At 62.5% G+C, this 19838-nt stretch carries 19 protein-coding genes; 14 read left to right on the plus strand and 5 right to left on the minus strand.

The window, feature by feature from the left end:
- Positions 1 to 1324: site-specific integrase (locus AWB78_RS24315; RefSeq protein WP_082883416.1), on the minus strand; the 1324-nt coding region annotated here is incomplete at its 3' end.
- Between the two features lie 468 nt (positions 1325 to 1792).
- Here AWB78_RS24315 and AWB78_RS24320 point away from each other — a divergent pair.
- The 11 genes from AWB78_RS24320 (at position 1793) to AWB78_RS49370 (ending at position 13028) form a co-directional block, all read left to right on the plus strand.
- Positions 1793 to 2470 (plus strand): GntR family transcriptional regulator, encoded by a 678-nt coding sequence (locus tag AWB78_RS24320; RefSeq protein ID WP_062608549.1) that lies wholly within the window; start codon positions 1793 to 1795, stop codon positions 2468 to 2470.
- Between the two features lie 207 nt (positions 2471 to 2677).
- Complete coding sequence (locus AWB78_RS24325) at positions 2678 to 3550, plus strand: alpha/beta fold hydrolase (protein ID WP_062608550.1); 873 nt, start codon at positions 2678 to 2680, stop codon at positions 3548 to 3550.
- Positions 3543 to 4499, plus strand: a complete 957-nt coding sequence (locus AWB78_RS24330; RefSeq protein ID WP_062608551.1) for a flavin reductase — start codon at positions 3543 to 3545, stop codon at positions 4497 to 4499. The genes AWB78_RS24325 and AWB78_RS24330 overlap by 8 nt, the downstream gene beginning before the upstream one ends.
- A gap of 71 nt (positions 4500 to 4570) precedes the next feature.
- On the plus strand, positions 4571 to 4885 hold the full coding sequence (locus tag AWB78_RS24335) for an NIPSNAP family protein (RefSeq protein WP_061152442.1): 315 nt from the start codon (positions 4571 to 4573) through the stop codon (positions 4883 to 4885).
- A 57-nt stretch (positions 4886 to 4942) separates the two neighbouring features.
- Positions 4943 to 5974 carry an ABC transporter substrate-binding protein gene (locus AWB78_RS24340; protein ID WP_062608552.1) on the plus strand — a complete coding sequence of 344 codons (1032 nt, stop codon included), beginning with the start codon at positions 4943 to 4945 and terminating at the stop codon, positions 5972 to 5974.
- Between the two features lie 54 nt (positions 5975 to 6028).
- Positions 6029 to 6910, plus strand: a complete 882-nt coding sequence (locus tag AWB78_RS24345; protein WP_062608553.1) for an ABC transporter permease — start codon at positions 6029 to 6031, stop codon at positions 6908 to 6910.
- A 1-nt stretch (position 6911) separates the two neighbouring features.
- Entirely contained in the window at positions 6912 to 7715 is an 804-nt protein-coding gene (locus tag AWB78_RS24350; RefSeq protein WP_062608635.1) for an ABC transporter permease, read from the plus strand.
- 11 nt (positions 7716 to 7726) lie between these two features.
- Positions 7727 to 8809 (plus strand): ABC transporter ATP-binding protein, encoded by a 1083-nt coding sequence (locus tag AWB78_RS24355; RefSeq protein WP_062608554.1) that lies wholly within the window; start codon positions 7727 to 7729, stop codon positions 8807 to 8809.
- 1 nt (position 8810) lies between these two features.
- Positions 8811 to 9596, plus strand: a complete 786-nt coding sequence (locus AWB78_RS24360) for a GntR family transcriptional regulator (protein ID WP_082883417.1) — start codon at positions 8811 to 8813, stop codon at positions 9594 to 9596.
- A 108-nt stretch (positions 9597 to 9704) separates the two neighbouring features.
- Positions 9705 to 11150, plus strand: coding sequence for an NAD-dependent succinate-semialdehyde dehydrogenase (locus AWB78_RS24365; protein ID WP_198399345.1), 1446 nt, complete (start codon positions 9705 to 9707; stop codon positions 11148 to 11150).
- Between the two features lie 297 nt (positions 11151 to 11447).
- Positions 11448 to 13028 carry a methyl-accepting chemotaxis protein gene (locus AWB78_RS49370; RefSeq protein WP_062608556.1) on the plus strand — a complete coding sequence of 527 codons (1581 nt, stop codon included), beginning with the start codon at positions 11448 to 11450 and terminating at the stop codon, positions 13026 to 13028.
- A gap of 53 nt (positions 13029 to 13081) precedes the next feature.
- Here AWB78_RS49370 and AWB78_RS24375 read toward each other — a convergent pair whose 3' ends face one another.
- The 4 genes from AWB78_RS24375 to AWB78_RS24390 all read right to left on the minus strand — a co-directional run bounded on the left by AWB78_RS24375 (position 13082) and on the right by AWB78_RS24390 (position 17159).
- Complete coding sequence (locus AWB78_RS24375; RefSeq protein ID WP_062608557.1) at positions 13082 to 14551, minus strand: aldehyde dehydrogenase; 1470 nt, start codon at positions 14549 to 14551, stop codon at positions 13082 to 13084.
- A gap of 12 nt (positions 14552 to 14563) precedes the next feature.
- Positions 14564 to 15601, minus strand: a complete 1038-nt coding sequence (locus tag AWB78_RS24380) for an LLM class flavin-dependent oxidoreductase (protein WP_062608558.1) — start codon at positions 15599 to 15601, stop codon at positions 14564 to 14566.
- Positions 15602 to 15769: 168 nt separating this feature from the next.
- The gene (locus tag AWB78_RS24385) at positions 15770 to 16588 is read right to left on the minus strand and encodes an alpha/beta fold hydrolase (RefSeq protein WP_062608559.1); all 819 of its coding nucleotides are present in this window, start codon (positions 16586 to 16588) and stop codon (positions 15770 to 15772) included.
- Positions 16557 to 17159 carry an amino acid synthesis family protein gene (locus AWB78_RS24390; RefSeq protein ID WP_062608560.1) on the minus strand — a complete coding sequence of 201 codons (603 nt, stop codon included), beginning with the start codon at positions 17157 to 17159 and terminating at the stop codon, positions 16557 to 16559. Before AWB78_RS24390 ends, AWB78_RS24385 begins: the two co-directional genes overlap by 32 nt.
- A gap of 218 nt (positions 17160 to 17377) precedes the next feature.
- Here AWB78_RS24390 and AWB78_RS24395 point away from each other — a divergent pair, with 218 nt between their 5' ends.
- From AWB78_RS24395 to AWB78_RS24405, 3 genes are read left to right on the plus strand one after another with little or no spacing between them, the layout of a single operon-like run.
- Positions 17378 to 17956, plus strand: a complete 579-nt coding sequence (locus AWB78_RS24395) for an amino acid synthesis family protein (protein ID WP_062608561.1) — start codon at positions 17378 to 17380, stop codon at positions 17954 to 17956.
- The gene (locus AWB78_RS24400) at positions 17953 to 18825 is read left to right on the plus strand and encodes an alpha/beta fold hydrolase (RefSeq protein ID WP_198399340.1); all 873 of its coding nucleotides are present in this window, start codon (positions 17953 to 17955) and stop codon (positions 18823 to 18825) included. Before AWB78_RS24395 ends, AWB78_RS24400 begins: the two co-directional genes overlap by 4 nt.
- Entirely contained in the window at positions 18818 to 19771 is a 954-nt protein-coding gene (locus tag AWB78_RS24405; protein WP_062608562.1) for a flavin reductase, read from the plus strand. The genes AWB78_RS24400 and AWB78_RS24405 overlap by 8 nt, the downstream gene beginning before the upstream one ends.
- Positions 19772 to 19838 lie beyond the last annotated feature (67 nt).

The raw sequence follows: 19838 nt of genomic DNA on the forward strand, positions 1-19838 counted from the left end.
TGCCGGTGACTCGAAGCCAGTGGAGTCCGCTGGGATCGGTCTCAATCTGCCGCAGCGTCGTCCCCACGAGCTCGCCGGCCCGTAGGCCCGTCGCCACGCCGAAGTCCAACAGAAACCGCAGCCGTTGCGCCGCTGACGCGGACCACCCGTACGAATATTCCAGGCCGTCGGCGATCGCCCGAACCAGCTGCCACTCGCCTTCAGTAAAAGCGCGCGACGCATCGAGCGAAGCCGCGCGCGTCGCACCGCGAACCTTGACGCCCGAGAACGGATTGGCCAAGACGTAGCGTTGCTCGATCAACCAACGAAACAGCGCATTCAGAATGGCGAGGGCGTGCGCCGTGGAGCGCGCCGACAACGCGCCGGCGAAAGGGCGCCAATCGGGCGAACTCCGCGGGCGCAACGGGCCCACCCACCGCGCGTGCGGGGTCGGTCGGCGCAAGAACGCGCGGTACGCCACCGCATCTTCGGTCGTCAGCGAGGACAGCGCGCGGCTGCGTTCAACGATCGCCCACAGGATCAGACGCTCGGCTTCTTTCCGGTACGTGCGCTGGGTCGCCGGCGACTCGTGCAGCGAGAGCCATGCATGAACCGCGTCGTAGTCGTTGCTGGCGTCGAGCGTACAGGTGGCCGACGGTGCCCTGAAGGTGCCCGCCGACCCATCGACCTCATGGGGCAGGCTCAGTGACTCCCACGGCACGACGATGCCACGCGGTTCAGACCGGATCAACGCGCGCGCCCGCTCGGTGAGGGCGGGGTGGGACGCAAAGAATGCTTCGATCGCTTTCGCGCTTGAGGCCCCCAGGTCGGGAATGACGGTCCACCATTGACGCCGACGCGGAATACGGACGGTCAAGTCGGCGAGCGTGACGATGCCGTAGGCGTGCAGCGCGCGCACCGCGCGAGGCGAGAACCACTGCTCGACGGGGTCGACGATGTCAGGCACGGGAGGGCGCGCGTGGCGAAGCCCTTCGATCGCGTGCGCCGCGGCTTTGGCGTGCTGCTCGCGCGTTGCGACCGGGTGACGGAGTACGTCCGCGAGGTCGGCACGCTTGAGCCGCTCAGCCCGGTTGACGAGTTGGCGGCGAATGCGCCCGATCGCGCCGCGGGCCGACGTCGTCGGCTCATGTGGCAAGAAGCGTCTGACCGCTTCACGCGAGGACAGGCCGGCGGTCCACGCGCGCAGCGCCGCCAGTTCGTCGGCGGTTGGCCAATCGGGCAGATCGGGCAGATCGGGCAGATCGGGCAGATCGGGCAGGCCGGGCAGGCCGGTGGCGGCGGGGGCGGCGGGGGCGGAGGCGGTCGATGACAGACGCGTTTTCATGCCCGCGAGTTTAGCGCAGAAATAAGGCTATTAAGATAATGATAGTTATCTAAATAGTCGCATTTCCGTGCGTGCGTACATGATCTACCGTCGCTCCCGTGCTGCTTCGTATCCCGATGCGTCGCGAACGCATTGGACGCATGCCTGACGACTAGGAAGTCGCAGGCAGGAAGCGGACCGCATAACGGGGCCGGGAACTGCGAACCCTAAGAAGCTCTGATGGACGCCAGTCAGTCATTGGGCGGTCTTACCGCGTCGCGGCTGCCTTGACCGGTCGCCTGTCGAGCGTTGCCTTCGTTGCACCGGCACGCGATGAGCCATCCGAAGCGCCCAGGCTTACGTCCAATCGCAGCGCGCCTGACGCCGCACCGCATCACGAGCGGAGACGACATGAGCGATTTGAAGAGACTGTCGAGCGTTTATGGGCGATAATATGGGATACCAGTTTTGATTCGTTAAAAGGCTGAAATGTCGGATCTCAAAGTTGACCGAAACGCGAAGACACTACGCGAACTGACGCTCGAAAAGCTGCGTGAAGCAATCGTGCAGGGTTATTTCCGCCCGGGCGCGCGACTCGTCGAGCGCACGCTGTGCGACGAATTGGGGGTGAGCCGCACCGTCGTGCGCGAAGTGCTGCGCCACCTCGAAACCGAAGGTCTGGTCGATATCGTCTCGCGTCAGGGGCCGGTCGTGGCACGGCTCGATCCGACACAGGTCTCCGAAATCTACGAGCTGCGCGGTCTGCTCGAAGCCAATGCAGCTCGCGCCTGCGCCAGGAATGCGACGCCCGAGATCATCGAAAAATTGCGCGGCATCCGGCGCAAGATCGAGGACGCCTTCGCTCGCGACGCCTTCGCGGAAGTCCTCACGCAAACAGAATCCTTCTATGACGTACTTTTCGAAGGCGCGCAGAAGTCGGTTTCGCTGTCTGTCGTGCGTTCGCTGAACACGCGGATCAACCGGCTGCGCGCGCTGACGATTTCGTCGACGGGGCGTGGCGAGGAATCGAATCGGGAAATGAACGCGCTGCTCGAAGCCATAGAGCGAGGTGACGGCGATGCCGCGTTCGAAGCGTCCGCCGCGCACATCCGGCGGGTTGCGGGTCTGGCGCAACAGGCGCTCAGCCAGTCGAGCGAGCCAGAATAACCGCGCGACTGAAGAACCATCTGTCTGACAAAAAACCGCCCGAGTGGCGGTTTTTTGTTGCCTGCCGCCCGCCAAAACACCGTCTCATGGTATTCCATAATACTCTATCGAGGCTCGTGTACATAATATGGCATACCATCATCTGCCGATTCAAATACGGCGTGGGAGACAGGCAATGAAGTATCAGGACACGAAGGAGCTGGGCGCATGAAGCCGGAAGCAAGCCGCCTCGTCGCGGGCGCTATGGTGGGCGGCACGCGCTACAGCCTGTACGCGTCGCGCACGGGCAAGAGCGCCGGGACCGTCGCGCTTATCCACGGCGTGGGCATGAATCACAGCGTCTGGGCGCCGCAGATCGACGCACTCAGCGCGTACTTCGATGTGCTCGCCTACGACATGCCCGGCCACGGCGAAAGCGCATTGCCGAGCGCGGAACCGACGCTCGCCGAATACGCGATGCAGCTCTTCGCGCTGCTCGACGCGCTGAAGATCGAACGCGTGCACGTCGTCGGACATTCGATGGGCGCGCTCGTCGCGCTCGAGTTCGCGCTCACGTTTCCGGCTCGCACGCAGAGCGTTGCGGCCCTGAACGCCGTCTACGATCGCACGCCGGAACAAAGCGCCGCCGTGATGAACCGCGCCTCGACGCTCGATGCGACCGAAACCGGCGCCGGCGTCGATGCAACCATTGCGCGCTGGTTCGGCGAGCCGGTGCCCGCGCATTTGGCGCAGTCCGCGCAAGACCTGCGCGCCTTGTTGCTGAACGTGGACCCGGTCGGATACGCGCGCACGTATCGGCTGTTCGCAAGTTCGGACGGCGCGCATGTCGGCCGTCTCGACAGCCTGAACATTCCCGCGCTTTTCCTGACCGGCGAATTCGATCCGAACTCCAGCCCGTCGATGTCGCAAGCGATGGCGTCGGCGGCTCGCAACGGCCGTGCCGAAGTCATCGACGGCGCGCGCCACATGATGAACGTCACCGACCCAGAGCGCGTCAACGAGCGGCTCGTCGCCTTTCTGACGCAAGCCGCGACCGCGCAACCAATCCACGCAACACAAACAGGAGCACGTCATGACTGACACGATTCAAAGCCAGGCGCTCGATCTCGCTGAGTTTCGCCGCGCGCTCGGCGCGTTCGTGACCGGCGTGACGGTCGTCACGACCATTCAACCCGATGGCTCGCCGCGCGGCTTCACGGCGAATTCGTTCACGTCGGTGTCGCTCGATCCGCCGCTGGTTCTCGTGTGCATCGCCAAGACGGCGTCGAGTCACGCCGTTTTCTCGGCCACGGATCACTTCGCGGTGAGCGTGTTGGCGGAAGGCCAGAAGGCGGTGTCGGGCGTGTTCGCGTCGAAGTCCGCCGACAAGTTCACGCAGGTCGACTGGCACACGCGCGCGACCGGCGCACCGCTGATGAACGGCGCCGCCGCGAGCTTCGATTGCAGGACGCACGATGTCATCGATGCGGGCGATCACATCATCCTGATCGGCCGCGTCGTGGACTTCACGCACACGACCTCGTCGCCGCTCGGCTATTGCCGCGGCGCTTATGTGAACTTCAGCCTGTCGCAGGAAGCGCTGGCCGCCGCCGGCTCGCGCGCCAAAGTCGGCGCGATTCTGGAACTCGATGGCGGCGTCGTTCTGCTGGACACGCCGCAAGGGCTGGAGTTGCCGTGCGGAGTCAAGCTCGAGCCATCGAGCGATGCAACCAGCTTGCGCGGCGTGCTCGCCAAGCTCGGCCTCGACGCGCATCTGGACTTTCTGTTCGCCGTGTTCGAGGAGAGCAGCGGCCATGCGCCGGGCGTGCACGTGTATTACCGCGGACGCGTGTCCAGCGATGGCCTCGCCGTGCCGTCGGCGCGTGTGCGCGTGGTCCCGCTCGGCGAGATTCCGTGGGACCGCATTCGCGACGACGCCGTTCGTTCGATGCTGCAACGCTACGTGCGCGAACGCAGCGAAGACGCGTTCGGCATCTATGTCGGCGACACCGCGACGGGCAAGGTTCAATCGCTGGCGACATCGCACTGAACGCCTGAGCAAAAATTCGCGCAGACGATACCGATTTTTTATCCCTTCGTCATGCGCTGAACGGAGAACCCATGTTCTACGAAATCCGGACTTATCGAATCAAAACCGGCGCGGTTCCGGCTTATCTGAAACTCGTCGAGGAAGAGGGCATCGAGTTGCAGAAGAAGTATCTGCAGGACCTCGTCGGCTATTTCTTCTCGGAGATCGGACCGCTTAACCAGATCGTTCATATCTGGGCTTATCCGTCGCTCGATGAACGCGATCGCCGGCGCGCCGCGCTCGCAAACGATCCGGCGTGGCAGGCCTTCGCGCCGAAGATTCAGGCGCTCATGGAAGAGATGGAAAACAAGATCATGCGGCCGACGAATTTCTCGCCGCTCAAATAAACGACAAACAGACCGCTGACAACGCGGCTTCACTCACACATCAGGCAGGAGACAGCAATGAACGCGAGAAAGAGTCTTTTTGCAGCGAGCTTGATCGCCGCCAGCGCGGCATGCGTATTCGGCACGCTCGCGCAAGCGGCTGAACCGATTGTCTTCACGAGCTGGGGCGGCACGACGCAATCGTCGCAGCAGAAGGACTGGGCTCAGCCGTTTGCACAGGCGAACGGCATCAACGTGCTGATGGACGGACCGACCGACTACGGCAAGCTCAAGGCAATGGTCGAAAGCGGCAACGTGACGTGGGACGTGGTCGATGTCGAAGGCGACTTCGCTTATGCGGCGCAGCAGGCGGGGCTCGTGGAGCCGATCGACTACAACGTCGTGAAGAAGGACGAGCTGGACCCGCGTTTCGCGACGCCGTCCGCGGTCGGCAGCTTCTATTACTCGTTCGTGCTCGGCTATAACAAGGCCAAATTCGCAAGCGCGCAACCGGCCAACTGGACCGATCTCTTCGACACGAAGAAGTTTCCGGGCAAGCGCACGCTCTACAAGTGGTCCGCGCCGGGCGTGCTCGAAATCGCATTGCTCGCGGACGGCGTGCCCGCGAACAAGCTCTATCCGCTCGATCTCGATCGCGCGTTCAAGAAGCTCGACACCATCAAGGGCGACATCGTCTGGTGGAGCGGCGGCGCGCAGTCCCAGCAATTGCTGGCCTCCGGCGAAGCGCCGATGGGCGTGTTCTGGAACGGACGGCTCCATGCTCTCGCTCAGACGGGCGTTCCCGTGGGCATCTCATGGAATCAGAATCTGACCGCGGCCGACATGCTCGTGGTTCCCAAAGGCTCGAAGCATAAAGCCGAAGCGATGAAGTTCCTCGCCTACGCGACCAGCGCTCAGGCTCAAGCCAAGTTCGCGACCGATACGAACTACGCGCCGATCAACGTCAAGTCGCCGGCGATGATGGCCGCGGATGTTGCGAAGCAGTTGCCGGATCAATACAAGACTTCGCAGATCGATCTCGACATGAAGTACTGGGCGCAGAACCGCGACGCAATCGCGAAGCGCTGGTACGCGTGGCAGTCGAAGTAAGTCGTCGCTCATTCGCGGAGATCGCGGGCAACACAGCCTGGATTGGGAGTCACCATGCCGAACGTCCTCAGTACCGTTGCACCTCCCGCCGCGAAAGCGCGGCGCAAACCGGACTGGCGCAGCATGCGCCTTCTCGCGCCCGCGCTGCTGTTGCTCGCGATCTTCTTCGTCCTGCCGGTGTTGTCGCTACTGCTTCGCAGCATTCTCGATCCGACGCCGGGCCTGCAAAACTATGCGGAGCTGCTCGGCTCGACAACCTATCTGAAGGTCTTCGGCAACACGTTTCTCGTCGCGACCGTGGTGACCATCGCCACGCTGGTCATTGGTTTTCCGACCGCGTGGCTGCTCGCCATCGCACCGCGCAAGATCAGCTCGTTGCTGTTCTCGATCCTGCTGTTGTCGATGTGGACCAACCTCCTCGCGCGCACGTTCGCATGGATGGTGCTCTTGCAGTCGACCGGGCCGATCAACCGTTTGTTGATGGCGCTGCACATCATCAACGAGCCGCTCGCGCTGGTGAACAACCTCGTGGGCGTCACGGTCGGCATGACCTACATCATGCTGCCGTTCCTCGTGATGCCGCTGCACGCGACGCTGCGCAGCATCGATGCCTCCACGTTGCGCGCAGCCGCCGTATGCGGCGCGAATCGCTGGCAGGCGTTCTGGCGCGTGCTCGTGCCGCTCGCGGCGCCGGGCATCGCGTCGGGCGCGCTGATGGTCTTCGTGATGGCGCTCGGCTACTTCGTGACGCCCGCTCTGCTCGGCGGACCCTCGTACATGATGCTGGCCGAACTCATCGCGCAGCTCGTGCAAGGGTTGTTGAACTGGGGCCTGGCCGGCGCCGCTGCATTCGTGCTGCTCGCGGTCACGCTTGCTCTTTTCGCGTTGCAGCTGCGCTTCACCGGCGGTGCGCGCGCAAGCATGGGAGGTCGCTGACATGTTGCTCGATTTCGATCGTCTCGGTTCGATGAAGTGGGTGTTGATCGCGATTGGCAGCGCCGTCGGACTCTTTCTGCTCCTGCCGATTCTTTTTATCGTCGCGCTGTCTTTCGGCGATTCGCAGTGGCTGATCTTCCCCGCGCCGGGCTGGACGCTGGAGTGGTATCGCCAGTTGTTCACCGACTCCGGCTGGGTGGATTCGCTGCTCACCAGCGCCAAGCTCGCGGTGATCGTCACGGTGCTGTCGGTGGTGCTCGGCCTGCTTGCATCGCTTGCGCTGGTGCGCGGCAAGTTTCGCGGACGCGGCGCGGTGCAGGCGTTCTTCCTCACGCCGATGGTGCTGCCCGTGGTCGTGCTCGCGGTCGCGCTTTACGCGTTCAGCCTGCGCGTCGGACTCAACGGCACGACGACGGGCTTCGTCATCGGCCATCTGATCATTGCGCTGCCGTTCTCCATCATCTCGATCAGCAACTCGCTCGCGAGCTTCGATACGTCGCTCGAAGATGCGGCGCTCGTGTGCGGCGCGTCGCCGCTCGAAGTGAAGCTGCGCGTGACCTTGCCCGCGATTCATCTGGGCATCTTCGCGGCCGCCATCTTTTCGTTTCTTGCGTCGTGGGATGAAGTCGTGGTGTCCATCTTCATGTCGAGCCCGACGCTGCAGACCTTGCCGGTGCGCATCTGGTCGACCTTGCGCCAGGATTTGACGCCCGTCGTCGCCGCGGCTTCGTCGCTGCTCGTCGCGCTGACGACCTTTTTGATGCTGGCGGCCGCGGTGTTGCGCCGTCCCCGTTCCGTGAAGTGAGGTAACGCGCCATGACATTCCTTCAGATCCAGCGTTTGCGCAAGACCTACGATGAAGTCGTCGCCATCGACAATGTTTCGCTCGACATCGAACGCGGCGAATTCATGACCTTCCTCGGGCCGTCCGGCTCGGGAAAGAGCACCACGCTTTATATCGTCGCGGGCTTTCAGGAACCGACGGAAGGGCGCGTCCTGCTCGATGGCAAGCCGCTGCTTTCGGTGGCGCCGAACAAGCGCAACATCGGCATGGTGTTTCAGCGCTATACGCTGTTTCCACATTTGACGGTGGGCGAGAACGTCGCGTTTCCGCTGCGCGTGCGCCGCCGTCCCGATGCCGAGGTCAGGAAGAAAGTCGACGAGATGCTCGCGCTCGTGCATCTCTCGGACTTCCGCGACCGCATGCCCGCGCAGATGTCCGGCGGCCAGCAGCAACGCGTGGCGATCGCGCGTGCGCTCGCTTACGACCCGCCCGTGCTTCTCATGGACGAGCCGCTTTCCGCGCTCGACAAGAAGCTGCGCGAGGAGATTCAGCTCGAACTGCGCCGCATTCATCAGGAGACGGGCGTCACGATTCTGTATGTGACGCACGATCAGGAAGAAGCGTTGCGGCTGTCGGATCGCATCGCGGTGTTCAACAAGGGGCGCATCGAGCAATGCGGAACGGGCGAGGAACTCTATGCCAATCCCGCTTCGAAGTTCGTCGCGAACTTCATCGGCAACTCGAACTTCCTGCCCGTTCGCGTGACGTCGAGCAGCACGGAGCAATCGAGCGGTGTGTTTCCCAACGGTCATGCCGTGACCGCTGCCGGCAATGCATCGCTCACCGCGGGCGATGAAGGCACGCTGATGGTTCGCCCGGAACAGATCCGCATTCGCGCGCTGGGCGCGTCGAACGCATCAGCGGGCTTGCCCGTCACCGTGCGCGACATCACCTATCTGGGCGACGCCATGCACTACGCAGTGGCGACGCCCTGGGAGCAGGAAATCTCCATCCGCATGCCGGCGGGCGACCATCGCGATAGCGGTCTCGTGATCGGCACGCAGGCGCTCGTCGATTGGGATGTTCGCGATGTCCGGCTCTTCACACAGGCCTGATATGGGCGACAGAGTGCCTTCGCTGAAGGTCGAGCGACCCAACATCACGCTGCGCGAGCTGGCCCTGGAGAAGATGCGTTCGGCCATTCTCGACGCACGCTTTCTTCCCGGCGATCGGCTGGTGGAACGCCCGTTGTGCGAAGAACTCGGCGTGAGCCGCACGGTGGTGCGCGAAGTCTTACGGCATCTGGAAACAGAGGGGCTGATCGCGTCGCTGCCGAATCAAGGGCAGATCGTCGCGATTCTGGATCCGGATACCGCCGCGGAAATCTACGAAATTCGCGCGTTGCTGGAAGGCGAAGCCGCGATGGCTTGCGCGCAGCATGCGGACGACGATGACGTCGCGGAACTTGCGAAGTGCATCGATGCGATCCAGCACGCGTTCGATACGCACGACCATCATGCGGTGCGCGATCACACGACCGCGTTCTACGAGCGCATGTTCACCGGCGGACAAAAGAACGTCGCGTGGGAGATCGTGCAGTCGCTGACCGCCCGGATCAATCGACTGAGAGCAATGACGATCGCCTCCGACGACAGAGGTCAGCAGGCGGTTCAGGAAATGCGCCAGATCCTCGCCGCGATTCGCTCGCGGAACGCTCTTGACGCACGCGATGCCGCGCGGGCGCATGTCGAGCGCGTGTCTGGAATCGCTCGGGATTTGCTGAGCGAAGGGCAGATCAATGCGTCCTGGAAGCGCGCCGATAGGAACGTTCGCGGCAGCGCGATCGTGCTGCAAAAAGCAGTGCCCTACGAGAAGCAACAACCACGGTTCATCAAGCCATAAGCAATCTATCACCTGTTCTGATTCGCTTTGTCAAACGCGTCGCGGCTCGCGCGGGCGGCAAGCCCGCGACGCACTTTTAGTAGAGGTATCGTTGTGCAATTGAAATCCATGCTGAAGGACGCATCGCTTCTCCGTCACCAGGCTTTTATCGACGGTCAGTGGTGCACGGCGGATTCGGACGCGACCTTCGACGTGTTCGATCCGGCGACGGGCCGCTCGCTCGGCAGCGTGCCGAAGATGGGCGCACAGGAAACGCTGCGCGCCATCGACGCCGCCAATGCAGCGTGGCCCGCCTGGCGCGCAAAGACGGCGAAAGAGCGCGCGCTGCTGATGCGCCGCTGGTTCGAGCTGATGCTGGAAAACACGGACGATCTCGCGCTGATCCTGACTGCCGAGCAAGGCAAGCCGCTCGCGGAAGCGAAGGGCGAGATCGCCTACGCGGCATCGTTCATCGAATGGTTCGCGGAAGAAGGCAAGCGCGTCGCCGGCGATACGCTCGCCACACCCGCGGCCGACAAGCGGCTCGTCGTCGTGAAGGAGCCGATCGGCGTGTGCGCTGCAATCACGCCTTGGAATTTTCCGGCCGCGATGATTACGCGCAAAGTCGGCCCCGCGCTCGCGGCGGGCTGTCCGATCGTCGTCAAGCCGGCTGAATCGACGCCGTTCTCCGCGCTCGCGATGGCGGTGCTCGCCGAGCGCGCAGGAATCCCTGCAGGCGTGCTCAACATCGTGACGGGCGACCCGAAGGAGATCGGCGGCGCGATCACGAGCAGCCCGGTGGTGCGCAAGCTGTCGTTCACCGGCTCGACGGGCGTGGGCCGACTGCTGATGGCGCAAAGCGCGCCGACGGTGAAGAAGGTCACGCTCGAACTCGGCGGCAACGCGCCGTTCATCGTTTTCGACGACGCCGATCTCGACGCCGCGGTCGAAGGTGCGATCGCATCGAAGTATCGTAACAACGGTCAGACGTGCGTGTGCACGAACCGCTTCTACGTGCACGAGCGCGTGTACGACGCGTTCGCGGAGAAGCTCGTAAATGCCGTCGGCAAGCTGAAGGTGGGACACGGAACCGAGGCGGGCGCGACGCTCGGACCGCTCATCGACGAAGCCGCCGTGAAGAAGGTCGAAGCACATATCGCCGATGCGGTCGGCAAGGGCGCGAATGTCATCGCGGGCGGCAAGCGTCACGCGCTGGGACACGGATTCTTCGAGCCGACCGTTCTGTCGAACGCGACCATCGACATGTGCGTCGCGAAGGAAGAGACCTTCGGCCCGCTCTCGCCGCTCTTCCGTTTTTCGAGCGACGAGGAAGTCGTGCGGCTCGCCAACGACACGGAATTCGGGCTGGCGGCGTATTTCTACAGCCGCGATATCGGGCGCATCTGGCGCGTGGCCGAGCAACTCGAATACGGCATGGTGGGGATCAACACCGGCGCCATTTCGAACGAAGTCGCGCCGTTCGGCGGCGTCAAGCAATCGGGACTGGGCCGCGAAGGATCGCACTACGGGATCGACGATTATCTCGTCATCAAATACCTGTGCATGGCCGTTTGAAATCGGGCGAATGCGCCGTTGTCGTGGAATTTCTATGCCTTCGCGGGTGCGGGCGTAGCCGCCGCTGCGGTTCTGGCATGGGTTCCAAACGCCGCAAAAAAATGCGTAAACCCTAATACGGAATACCATCATCTTTGTCGTTAAGCGTGCAGGAAGCGCGTTCGGGCAGATTTAAGCCCGAACGCGATCCGAATCGCTCGGTGGCTGTCATCTCTGGCGATGACTCGTCCATCAACGAAACGTTCATGCCAGGGTCATCGCACAAGTCTGACAGCCGCCTTCCAGACTTAGACGACCATGAAAAAGATCCAGAATCTGCCGATCGCGGTAAAGATAGGCGTTGCATTTGCCGCAGTCATTTTCACCTTCGCGGTGAGCGCCTTCATATGCATCTTCAGCATCAAGGCAATCGACCATAAACAGAACGAGATTGCCGCATCGGAAAGCACATTGCTTCTGCTGAAGGACGGCACGGCGGACTATCTGAACATCGTCTGGGCGGTTCTCGCGAACAACCTGAACGGCGAGCCGGGCCACAAGGCGTGGATCGACGGGCACGCCAAAGACTTTCACACGCGGCTGTCCGGCATTCAGGCGGCCGATGCGACCGGCGAGAACGCGAAGCTCATCGGCAAGGCGAGCGACGAATACGATGCGTGGCTTCGCACGGTCGTGAATCCTTTGATCGAGATGCGCAAGAAGGTCGATGCGTTCTCGGCCAGCGTGAGCGATCTTTCGCAGATGACGGAGAGCTTCGGCTCATACCTCGGCACGGAAAAGCTGATTGTCTCGGTCGACAAGCTTCAGACCTACGAGCAAGACAGGATTTCGGCGAACCGGCAAGAACTCGACGCGTTGCGCGCCCGCATCTATACGACGATCTTCGTTTCATCGATGGTCGCCGCGATTGCCGCGGTGCTCGCGGGAACCTGGCTTGCGCGCATCGTTTCCCGTCCGCTGAAACAAGCCGTGAGCGTCGCTACGCGCGTGGCCGAAGGCGATCTGACGGCGCGCATCGAGGCATCGTCGATGGACGAAACCGGGCAACTGATGGCGAGCCTCAAGTCGATGAATCAAAGCCTGTCCAAACTCGTTGGCCATGTGAGGATCGGCGCGGACGGCATCGCGACCGCGTCGAGCGAAATCGCCGCCGGCAACCTGGATCTGTCCGCGCGCACCGAAGAGCAGGCAAGCTCGCTCGCGGAAACAGCGGCCAGCATGACGCAGCTCACCGATACGGTCAAACAGAACAGCCAGAACGCGCGCCACGCGAATACGCTCGCCACAGGCGCGTCCGACTTGGCCGATTCCGGCAACGAAGCGGTTCAGAACATGGTTCGAACCATTCACCGGATCAGCAACAGCTCCAGCAAGATTTCCGATATCACCGGCGTGATCGAAGGCATCGCGTTCCAGACGAACATCCTCGCGCTCAACGCGGCGGTCGAAGCGGCGCGCGCCGGCGATCAGGGCCGTGGATTCGCGGTGGTGGCGAGCGAAGTTCGCAGCCTCGCGCAACGTTCGGCAACGGCGGCGAAGGAGATCAAGGAACTGATCGTCGCATCGGTCGAAACGGTTCAGAGCGGCGAACGGCAGGCGGCGGAAGTCGGCGAAACGATTGCGCAGGTGCGGCTGGCGATCAGACAGGTGTCGGATATCGTCGGTGAAATCGCGGCGGCGTCCGAGTCACAGGGGCAGGGTATCGAGGAGGTGAATCTGGCCGTTACGCAGATGGATCAGGTCACGCAACAGAACGCGGCGCTCGTGGAACAGGCGGCGGCAGCGGCGCATTCGCTCGAAGAACAGACGTCGAATCTCAGAAGTCTGGTCGCGGTGTTCAAGCTCGAAGATCACCGGAATGCCGCGCTGTTCGGTTGAAGCACAACTTCGACGCGGCTACGCCGGGGCGTAGCCGCAGTTTCGCGTTTGACTCAGCGCATGACGAAGGGATCGTCGATCGGATCATCCGACGTGCGCAGCCACACGGTTCGCGTCGTCGTGTACTCCAGCGCGGCGCTCATGCCGCCTTCGCGGCCGTGTCCCGACAGGCCGAAGCCACCGAACGGCGCGAGCGGCGACACCACGCGATAGGTATTGATCCACACGATGCCCGACTTGATGCGCTTCGACACACGATGCGCGCGCGTGAGATTCGTCGTGAAGATGCCGGCGGCAAGGCCATAAACCGTGCTGTTCGCCTTCTCGATCGCTTCTTCTTCGGAGACGAACGTATCGACGGAAAGCACCGGGCCGAACAGTTCCTTCGTGATGCAGTCCGGGCGATCGAGACCGCTGCAATCGAGAATCGTCGGCGCGTAATAGAAGCCGTCGCGATCCAGCGTCTTGCCGCCGGTAAGTACTTTCGCGCCCTGACGCAACGAGGCATCGACAACCGATTCGATATTTTTGCGCTGACGTTCCGTGCATAGCGGCCCGAACTCCGTTTCCACTTCGTTCGGCGAACCCACGCGAATGCGCTCGACGCGTTCCACGAGCATCGCGAGGAAGCGCTCCTTCACGGATTCCTCGACCAGCAGACGCGAACCCGCCACGCAGCTTTGACCGCTCGCCGCGAAGATCGCCGCGACCTGCGCATTCACCGCGCTTTGAATGTCGGTATCGGCGAACACGATGAACGGCGACTTGCCGCCGAGTTCGAGCGACACCTTCGCGAGATTGTTCGACGTGTTCGAGACGATGTGCCTCGCCGTCTCCGGCCCGCCGGTGAACGCGACCTTCGATACCTTCGGATGGCTGCTCAGCACCGCGCCGCATTCCGGCCCGAAGCCGGTGATGACGTTGACCACGCCCGCGGGAAAGCCCGCTTCGTGGATCAGCTTCGCGAATTCGAGCAGCGGACCTGGCGCTTCTTCCGATGCCTTCAGCACCACCGTGCAGCCCGCGGCGAGCGCCGGCCCGACCTTGACGGCGGAAAGAAACAACTGGCTGTTCCACGGCACGATTGCCGCGACCACGCCCACTGGCTCGCGTTCGAGCCAGACCTGCATGTCCGGCTTGTCGACGGGAATGTGACTGCCTTCGAGCTTGTCGGCGATGCCCGCGTAATAGCGATAGTAGTCGGCGACGTAAGCGATCTGGCTCGACGTCTCGCGGATGATCTTGCCGGTATCGTTCGTTTCGATTTCCGCCAGACGCGGCGCGGCTTTCTCGACGAGATCGGCGAGCTTGTGAAGCAGCTTGCCGCGCGCCGATGCGCTCAGGCCGGCCCATGCGCGATCGCTCAATGCGCGGCTCGCTGCATCGACGGCGCGGTTTACCTGTTCGGTGCGTGCTTCGGGCATCTCGGCCCAGACCGCGCCCGTCGCCGGGTTCACGCTGCCGAAACTCGCGGCGCCGGGTTCGAACTGCCCGTCGATATAAAGCTGAAATTGGGGATTCATGGAATCGTTACCTCACGCGAAGGCGGGCATGACGTCGCGGATCATGCGTTCGAGCGACGCCTTCTTGCGCTCGAAGCTCATGCCCGTGTCGATCCAGAACGAATACTCGTCGAAGCCGAGCGCTTCATAAGCCTTCAGACGCGCGATAACTTCTTCCGGCGTGCCGATGACATTGTTCTTGCGCATCGCGTCCGGCGTATAGAACGGATGCGCGGCGATCTCTTCCGGGCTGAGCGTCTTGATCATGCCGCGGCTGATCGGGCGCTCGTTCTTGAACCACGCGCCGAAGTAGTTGTAGAAGACGTTGACTTCGTCGGCTGCAACTTGCGCGTCGTCTTCGCTGCTCGCGACGTAGGTATGCCGGAGCAGCATGATCTGCGGACGCGGCACGTCGCTGAATTTTTCGCATGCGGCATTGAAGTGGCCGACGAGCTTTTCCACTTCTTCATCGCCCATATGCAGTGGCGTGACCTGCACGTTGCAGCCGTTCGACACGGCGAATTCGTGGCTGTTGGGATCGCGCGCGGCGACCCAGATCGGCGGATGGGGCTGCTGCAACGGCAGCGGCGACGACGTCGTCGATGGGAAATTCCAGTACTCGCCTTCATGCGCGTAGTCGCCCTCCCACAGCTTCTTCACCGCCGGAATCAGCTCGCGCATGCGCTGACCCGCGTTCCATGCGTCGAGGCCCGGCATGAGCCGCTCGTACTCGAACGAATACGCGCCGCGCGCGATGCCGAGTTCGAGCCGCCCGTCCGTGATGATGTCGGTCATGGCCGCTTCGCCCGCGAGCTTGATCGGATGCCAGAACGGTGCGATCACCGTGCCCGTGCCGAGCCTCACGTTCTTCGTCTTGTTGGCGAGATCGACGAGATTGAGGAACGGATTCGGCGCGATGGTGAAGTCCATGCCGTGATGCTCGCCGGTCCAGACGGCGTGCATGCCGCCACGATCGGCGATCTGGCACAGCTCGACCATCTCGTCGTAGAGCTGCTTCTGGGTGGTCTTGTCGGAGACGCGCTCCATGTGAACGAAAAGCGAAAAACGCATGGTGCAACCTTTTTCAAGAGTGAAGCGGGCGTACGTGAACGGATTCGCGGTGAAGCCTGCGAGTGTCCGTCGTCACGAGCGGCAGTGCGCTCGCGACGACGGACAGCCAGGCCCCGAAAGCGTCGCGAAGCTCGCGGGTAGGTTTGAAACTGTCGCCGGGCGCAAGGCTCACGCTGCCGACGGCATCGATTCTTCGTGCGGTTCGCGATCCAGCCACGCACGCAAGGCGCGATTGACCTTGTCCGGCGCGGTCAGATTCACCATATGGCGCTCGTCTTCGATCACCACGGCTGTGCCGTTGCGCGCGGCTGCGGCCATCTGCAGGGTCATGGCGGGCGTCGAGTTCGGATCGTCCGCGCCGGTCAGAACGAGCGCGGGGCAGGCGACCGTCGGCCAGCCGTCGGCATAGGTCTCGTCGCCGTTGGCGAACGCCGTGTAAGCCGCGGCGTAGCCATCGATCCCGACCGATTTCAGCCACGACTCGACCTTGCGGGCGGCGATTCGCTGCGCTTCTTCGTCGTTGAACCAGCGCCGCAACGGCGTTTCCACGTCGATGGTCCCGGACCGAAGCTCGGCCGCGCGTTCGAGCACGGCCTGCCGGGCCTCGGCTGTGCGCCGGTACACGCCGTTCAGCACGGCGACGCGCTTCACCAGATCAGGCCGCGTGACGGCGACGCCCGCGACGATCAGCGATCCCATCGAATGCCCGGCCAGATTGACGGGACCGGCGTCGAGCGCCTCGACGAATTCGATCGCCCATTGAACGAACGTTTGCAGCGTGGCGTAGGCGTCGAGCGCGTCGCTGGCGCCGTGACCCGGCATATCGACCGCGATGACGCGGAAGTCGCGCGAGAGTTCATCGATTTGCGGAACCCACGCCTGCGCCTGCATGCCGACACCGTGAATCAGAACCAGCGGCTCGCCGGTTCCGTGCTCGAGGTAGTGAGCGCTGCGCTTACTTGACAGCTGCAGGATTGTTGACGTCATTGCCGAGTTCAGCGAGGTCTTTATAACGATCACCGATGCGGTGATGCGGACGGCCACCGGTCGCGCCGCCAATGGCGATCACGAGTTCGTCGGCTGCCGGCGCATCGGGGATGGCGAACTGGAGTGTCAGATAGTGCGAGCGGCGTCCTTCGTCGTTCTTGTCCATCATCGGGATCAGCAGCGGTGAATTCGCCGGCCCGCGCGTGTTGTTGAACGCGAGATACGACTTCGCGCCGACCGCGCTGCGATAGGTGTTGCCGAAGTGCAGCGTGTGAATCAGCGCGGATGCGTGTTCCAGTTCGCCGTCCACGCCCACGATCGCGCTCTTGCCGAAGGCTTCGACGGCCTCGCCGGAACCGGCTTCGTCGAGGATGAGCTTGGTGAGGTACGCGCTGAGTTGCGGTGCGATTTCGCGAATCTCGGGCGAGAGATCCTCGACATAGCCGCGGCCCGCCCACGGATTCTTGATGACGGCGGCGGCGCCGATCATTTTCAGTGGCTTGGAGGCGTCTTTGGCGCCGTCCACGTGAACGGTTTCGATGTGAAGAATCGATTTTCGGATGAGGCTCATGGGGAGGATCTTCTCTGAAAAGTAAGAACGTGATTGATTATGGTATTCCATACTATGGGAGGCCATAAGTGTATACCCTCCGCCGCCGTAATCATGCTTTGACTGAACAATCGGCGGCGTGCCGTACTATGGAATACCATAATATATCTCGGATCACGGCCTCCGTACTATTCGTCTCATGCTCTTAACGCCGATGTCGGGCCTTTTCGGAGAACGAGATGAAACTGGAAGTGCGCAAGCTGGTGACGTTTAGTGAGGAAACGCGGATCGAAGGCGAGAAGGCCGCCGACCGCCCGTTGAAGATGTTCGGTGTCGCGGCGGTCCTTCGAAATCCGTGGGCAGGCCGTGGGTTCGTGGAAGATCTCAAGCCTGAGATTCACGCGCTGGCGTCGCCCTTGGGCGAAATGCTGACGGCAGAAATCATCCGTGCCACAGGTTCGGGCGATGCCGTCGAAGGCTATGGCAAAGCCGCGATCGTCGGGACGTCCGGCGAAGTCGAACACGCCTCCGCGCTGATCCACACGCTTCGCTTCGGGAATCACTTTCGCAACGCGGTGGGCGCGAAAAGCTATCTGAGCTTCACCAATCTGCGCGGCGGGCCGAACTGCCCGATCACCATTCCGCTCATGCACAAGCATGACGAAGGAATGCGTTCGCACTACCTCACCGTCCAGTTCTCGATCGTCGATGCCCCCGCGCCGGACGAACTCGTCATTGCGCTGGGCGCGTCGATCGGCGGCCGGCCGCACCATCGCATCGGCGATCGTTATCAGGATCACAAGGAGCTGGAATCTTGAAACCGCAAGAGAGCCAACTCGTCTCGGGCGGCAATATGGCCGGCACGTGCTACAGCCTGTACGCGTCGCGCGCGGGCGAATCCAGCGAGACGGTCGTGCTGATTCATGGCGTCGGCATGAATCACCATGTGTGGGCGCCACAAATCGACTTTCTGACGCGGCATTTTCAGGTGCTGGCCTTCGACATGCTCGGTCACGGCGGCAGTTCGCTGCCGAGCGCGCAACCTGCGCTCGATGAATATGCGGCACAGGTCAAGGCGCTGCTCGACACGCTGAATATCGAAAGTGCGCATATCGTCGGACATTCGATGGGCGCGCTGGTCGCACTCGAATTCGCGCTTTCGTATTCGGAGCGCACGCTCAGTGTCGCCGCGCTCAATGCGGTCTATGACCGCTCGCCTGAACAACGCGCTGCAATCGTCGGACGCGCGGATTCGCTGGATTCGGGCACGGCAATGGCAGGCGTCGATGACACGATTGCGCGCTGGTTCGGCGATCCGATTCCTTCTTCGCTGAAGCAATCAGCGCATGATTTACGTCACGTGCTTCTGACGGTTCAACCGGTGGGCTATGCGCGCACGTATCGGCTATTCGCGAATTCCGACGACGCGCATGTGCATCGTTTGCCTGAACTGGCGGTTCCGGCGCTTTTCCTCACGGGAGAATGCGATCCCAATTCCAGCCCCGACATGTCGCGGGCGATGGCGGCCGTGACGCCTGAGGGAAGCGCCGAGATCATCGCGGGCGCGCGACACATGATGTCCGTGACCGATCCCGACGAAGTGAACGAAAGGCTTATCCGTTTTCTATTGAATTCGTCGGAAAGAGTCAAAGCCGACGCAGAAACTAAAGGAGCGCGTCATGAATGAGACGGTAGTCGAAAAGACGCTGGATCCGCTGGAGTTTCGTCGCGCGCTGGGCGCGTTCGTCACCGGCGTGACGGTGGTCACGACGATTCAGGAGGACGGTTCGCCGCGAGGTTTCACGGCCAACTCCTTCAGTTCCGTATCGCTCGATCCGCCGCTCGTTCTCGTCTGCATCGCGAAGACCGCATCGAGTCATGCAGTCTTTTCGAAGACCGATCACTTCGCCGTGAGCGTGCTGGCGGAAGATCAGAAGTCGGTATCGGGCGTGTTCGCTTCGAAGGCCGCCGACAAGTTCGCTCAAGTCGAATGGCATACGCGAACCACCGGCGCACCGCTCATGACCGGCGCCGCCGCGAGCTTCGATTGCACGACCCATCAGGTCGTCGATGCGGGCGATCACATCATCCTGATCGGTCGCGTGGTGGAGTTCACGCATACGTCGTCTTCGCCGCTTGGTTATTGTCGCGGCGCGTATGTCAACTTCAGTCTGACGCAGGACGCGCTCACCGCGGCCGGCTCAACGGCGAAAGTCGGTGCGATTCTCGAACACGACGACCGCATTGCGCTTCTCGAAACCCCTCGCGGACTGGAGTTGCCAACGGGCGTGAAGCTCGAACCGGCTAGCAACGCGAATAGCCTGCGCGGCGTGCTTGCAAAGCTCGGCCTCGAAGCGAATCTGGATTTCCTTTTCGCCGTTTTCGAAGAACAAAGCGATCAACCCGGCGTGCATGTCTACTATCGCGGACGCGTGCTCGATAACAGCGGCGTCGCGGCAAACAGTTCGCTTCGCATGATTCCCCTGAATGAGATTCCCTGGGATCAAGTACGCGACAGCGCCGTGAAATCGATGCTTCAGCGCTATGTGCGCGAGCGGAGTGAAGACGCGTTCGGCATCTATGTAGGCGACTCGGAAACGGGAACGGTGCAGTCGCTTGCACCCCAGCATTGAACGACGAACGAAGTTATCAGGAAAAGACAGTCGGGCGCGACACGCGGTAAGTGATTGGGCACGACGT

The organism is Caballeronia calidae, from assembly GCF_900044055.2.
Taxonomy (GTDB): Bacteria; Pseudomonadota; Gammaproteobacteria; order Burkholderiales; family Burkholderiaceae; genus Caballeronia; species Caballeronia calidae.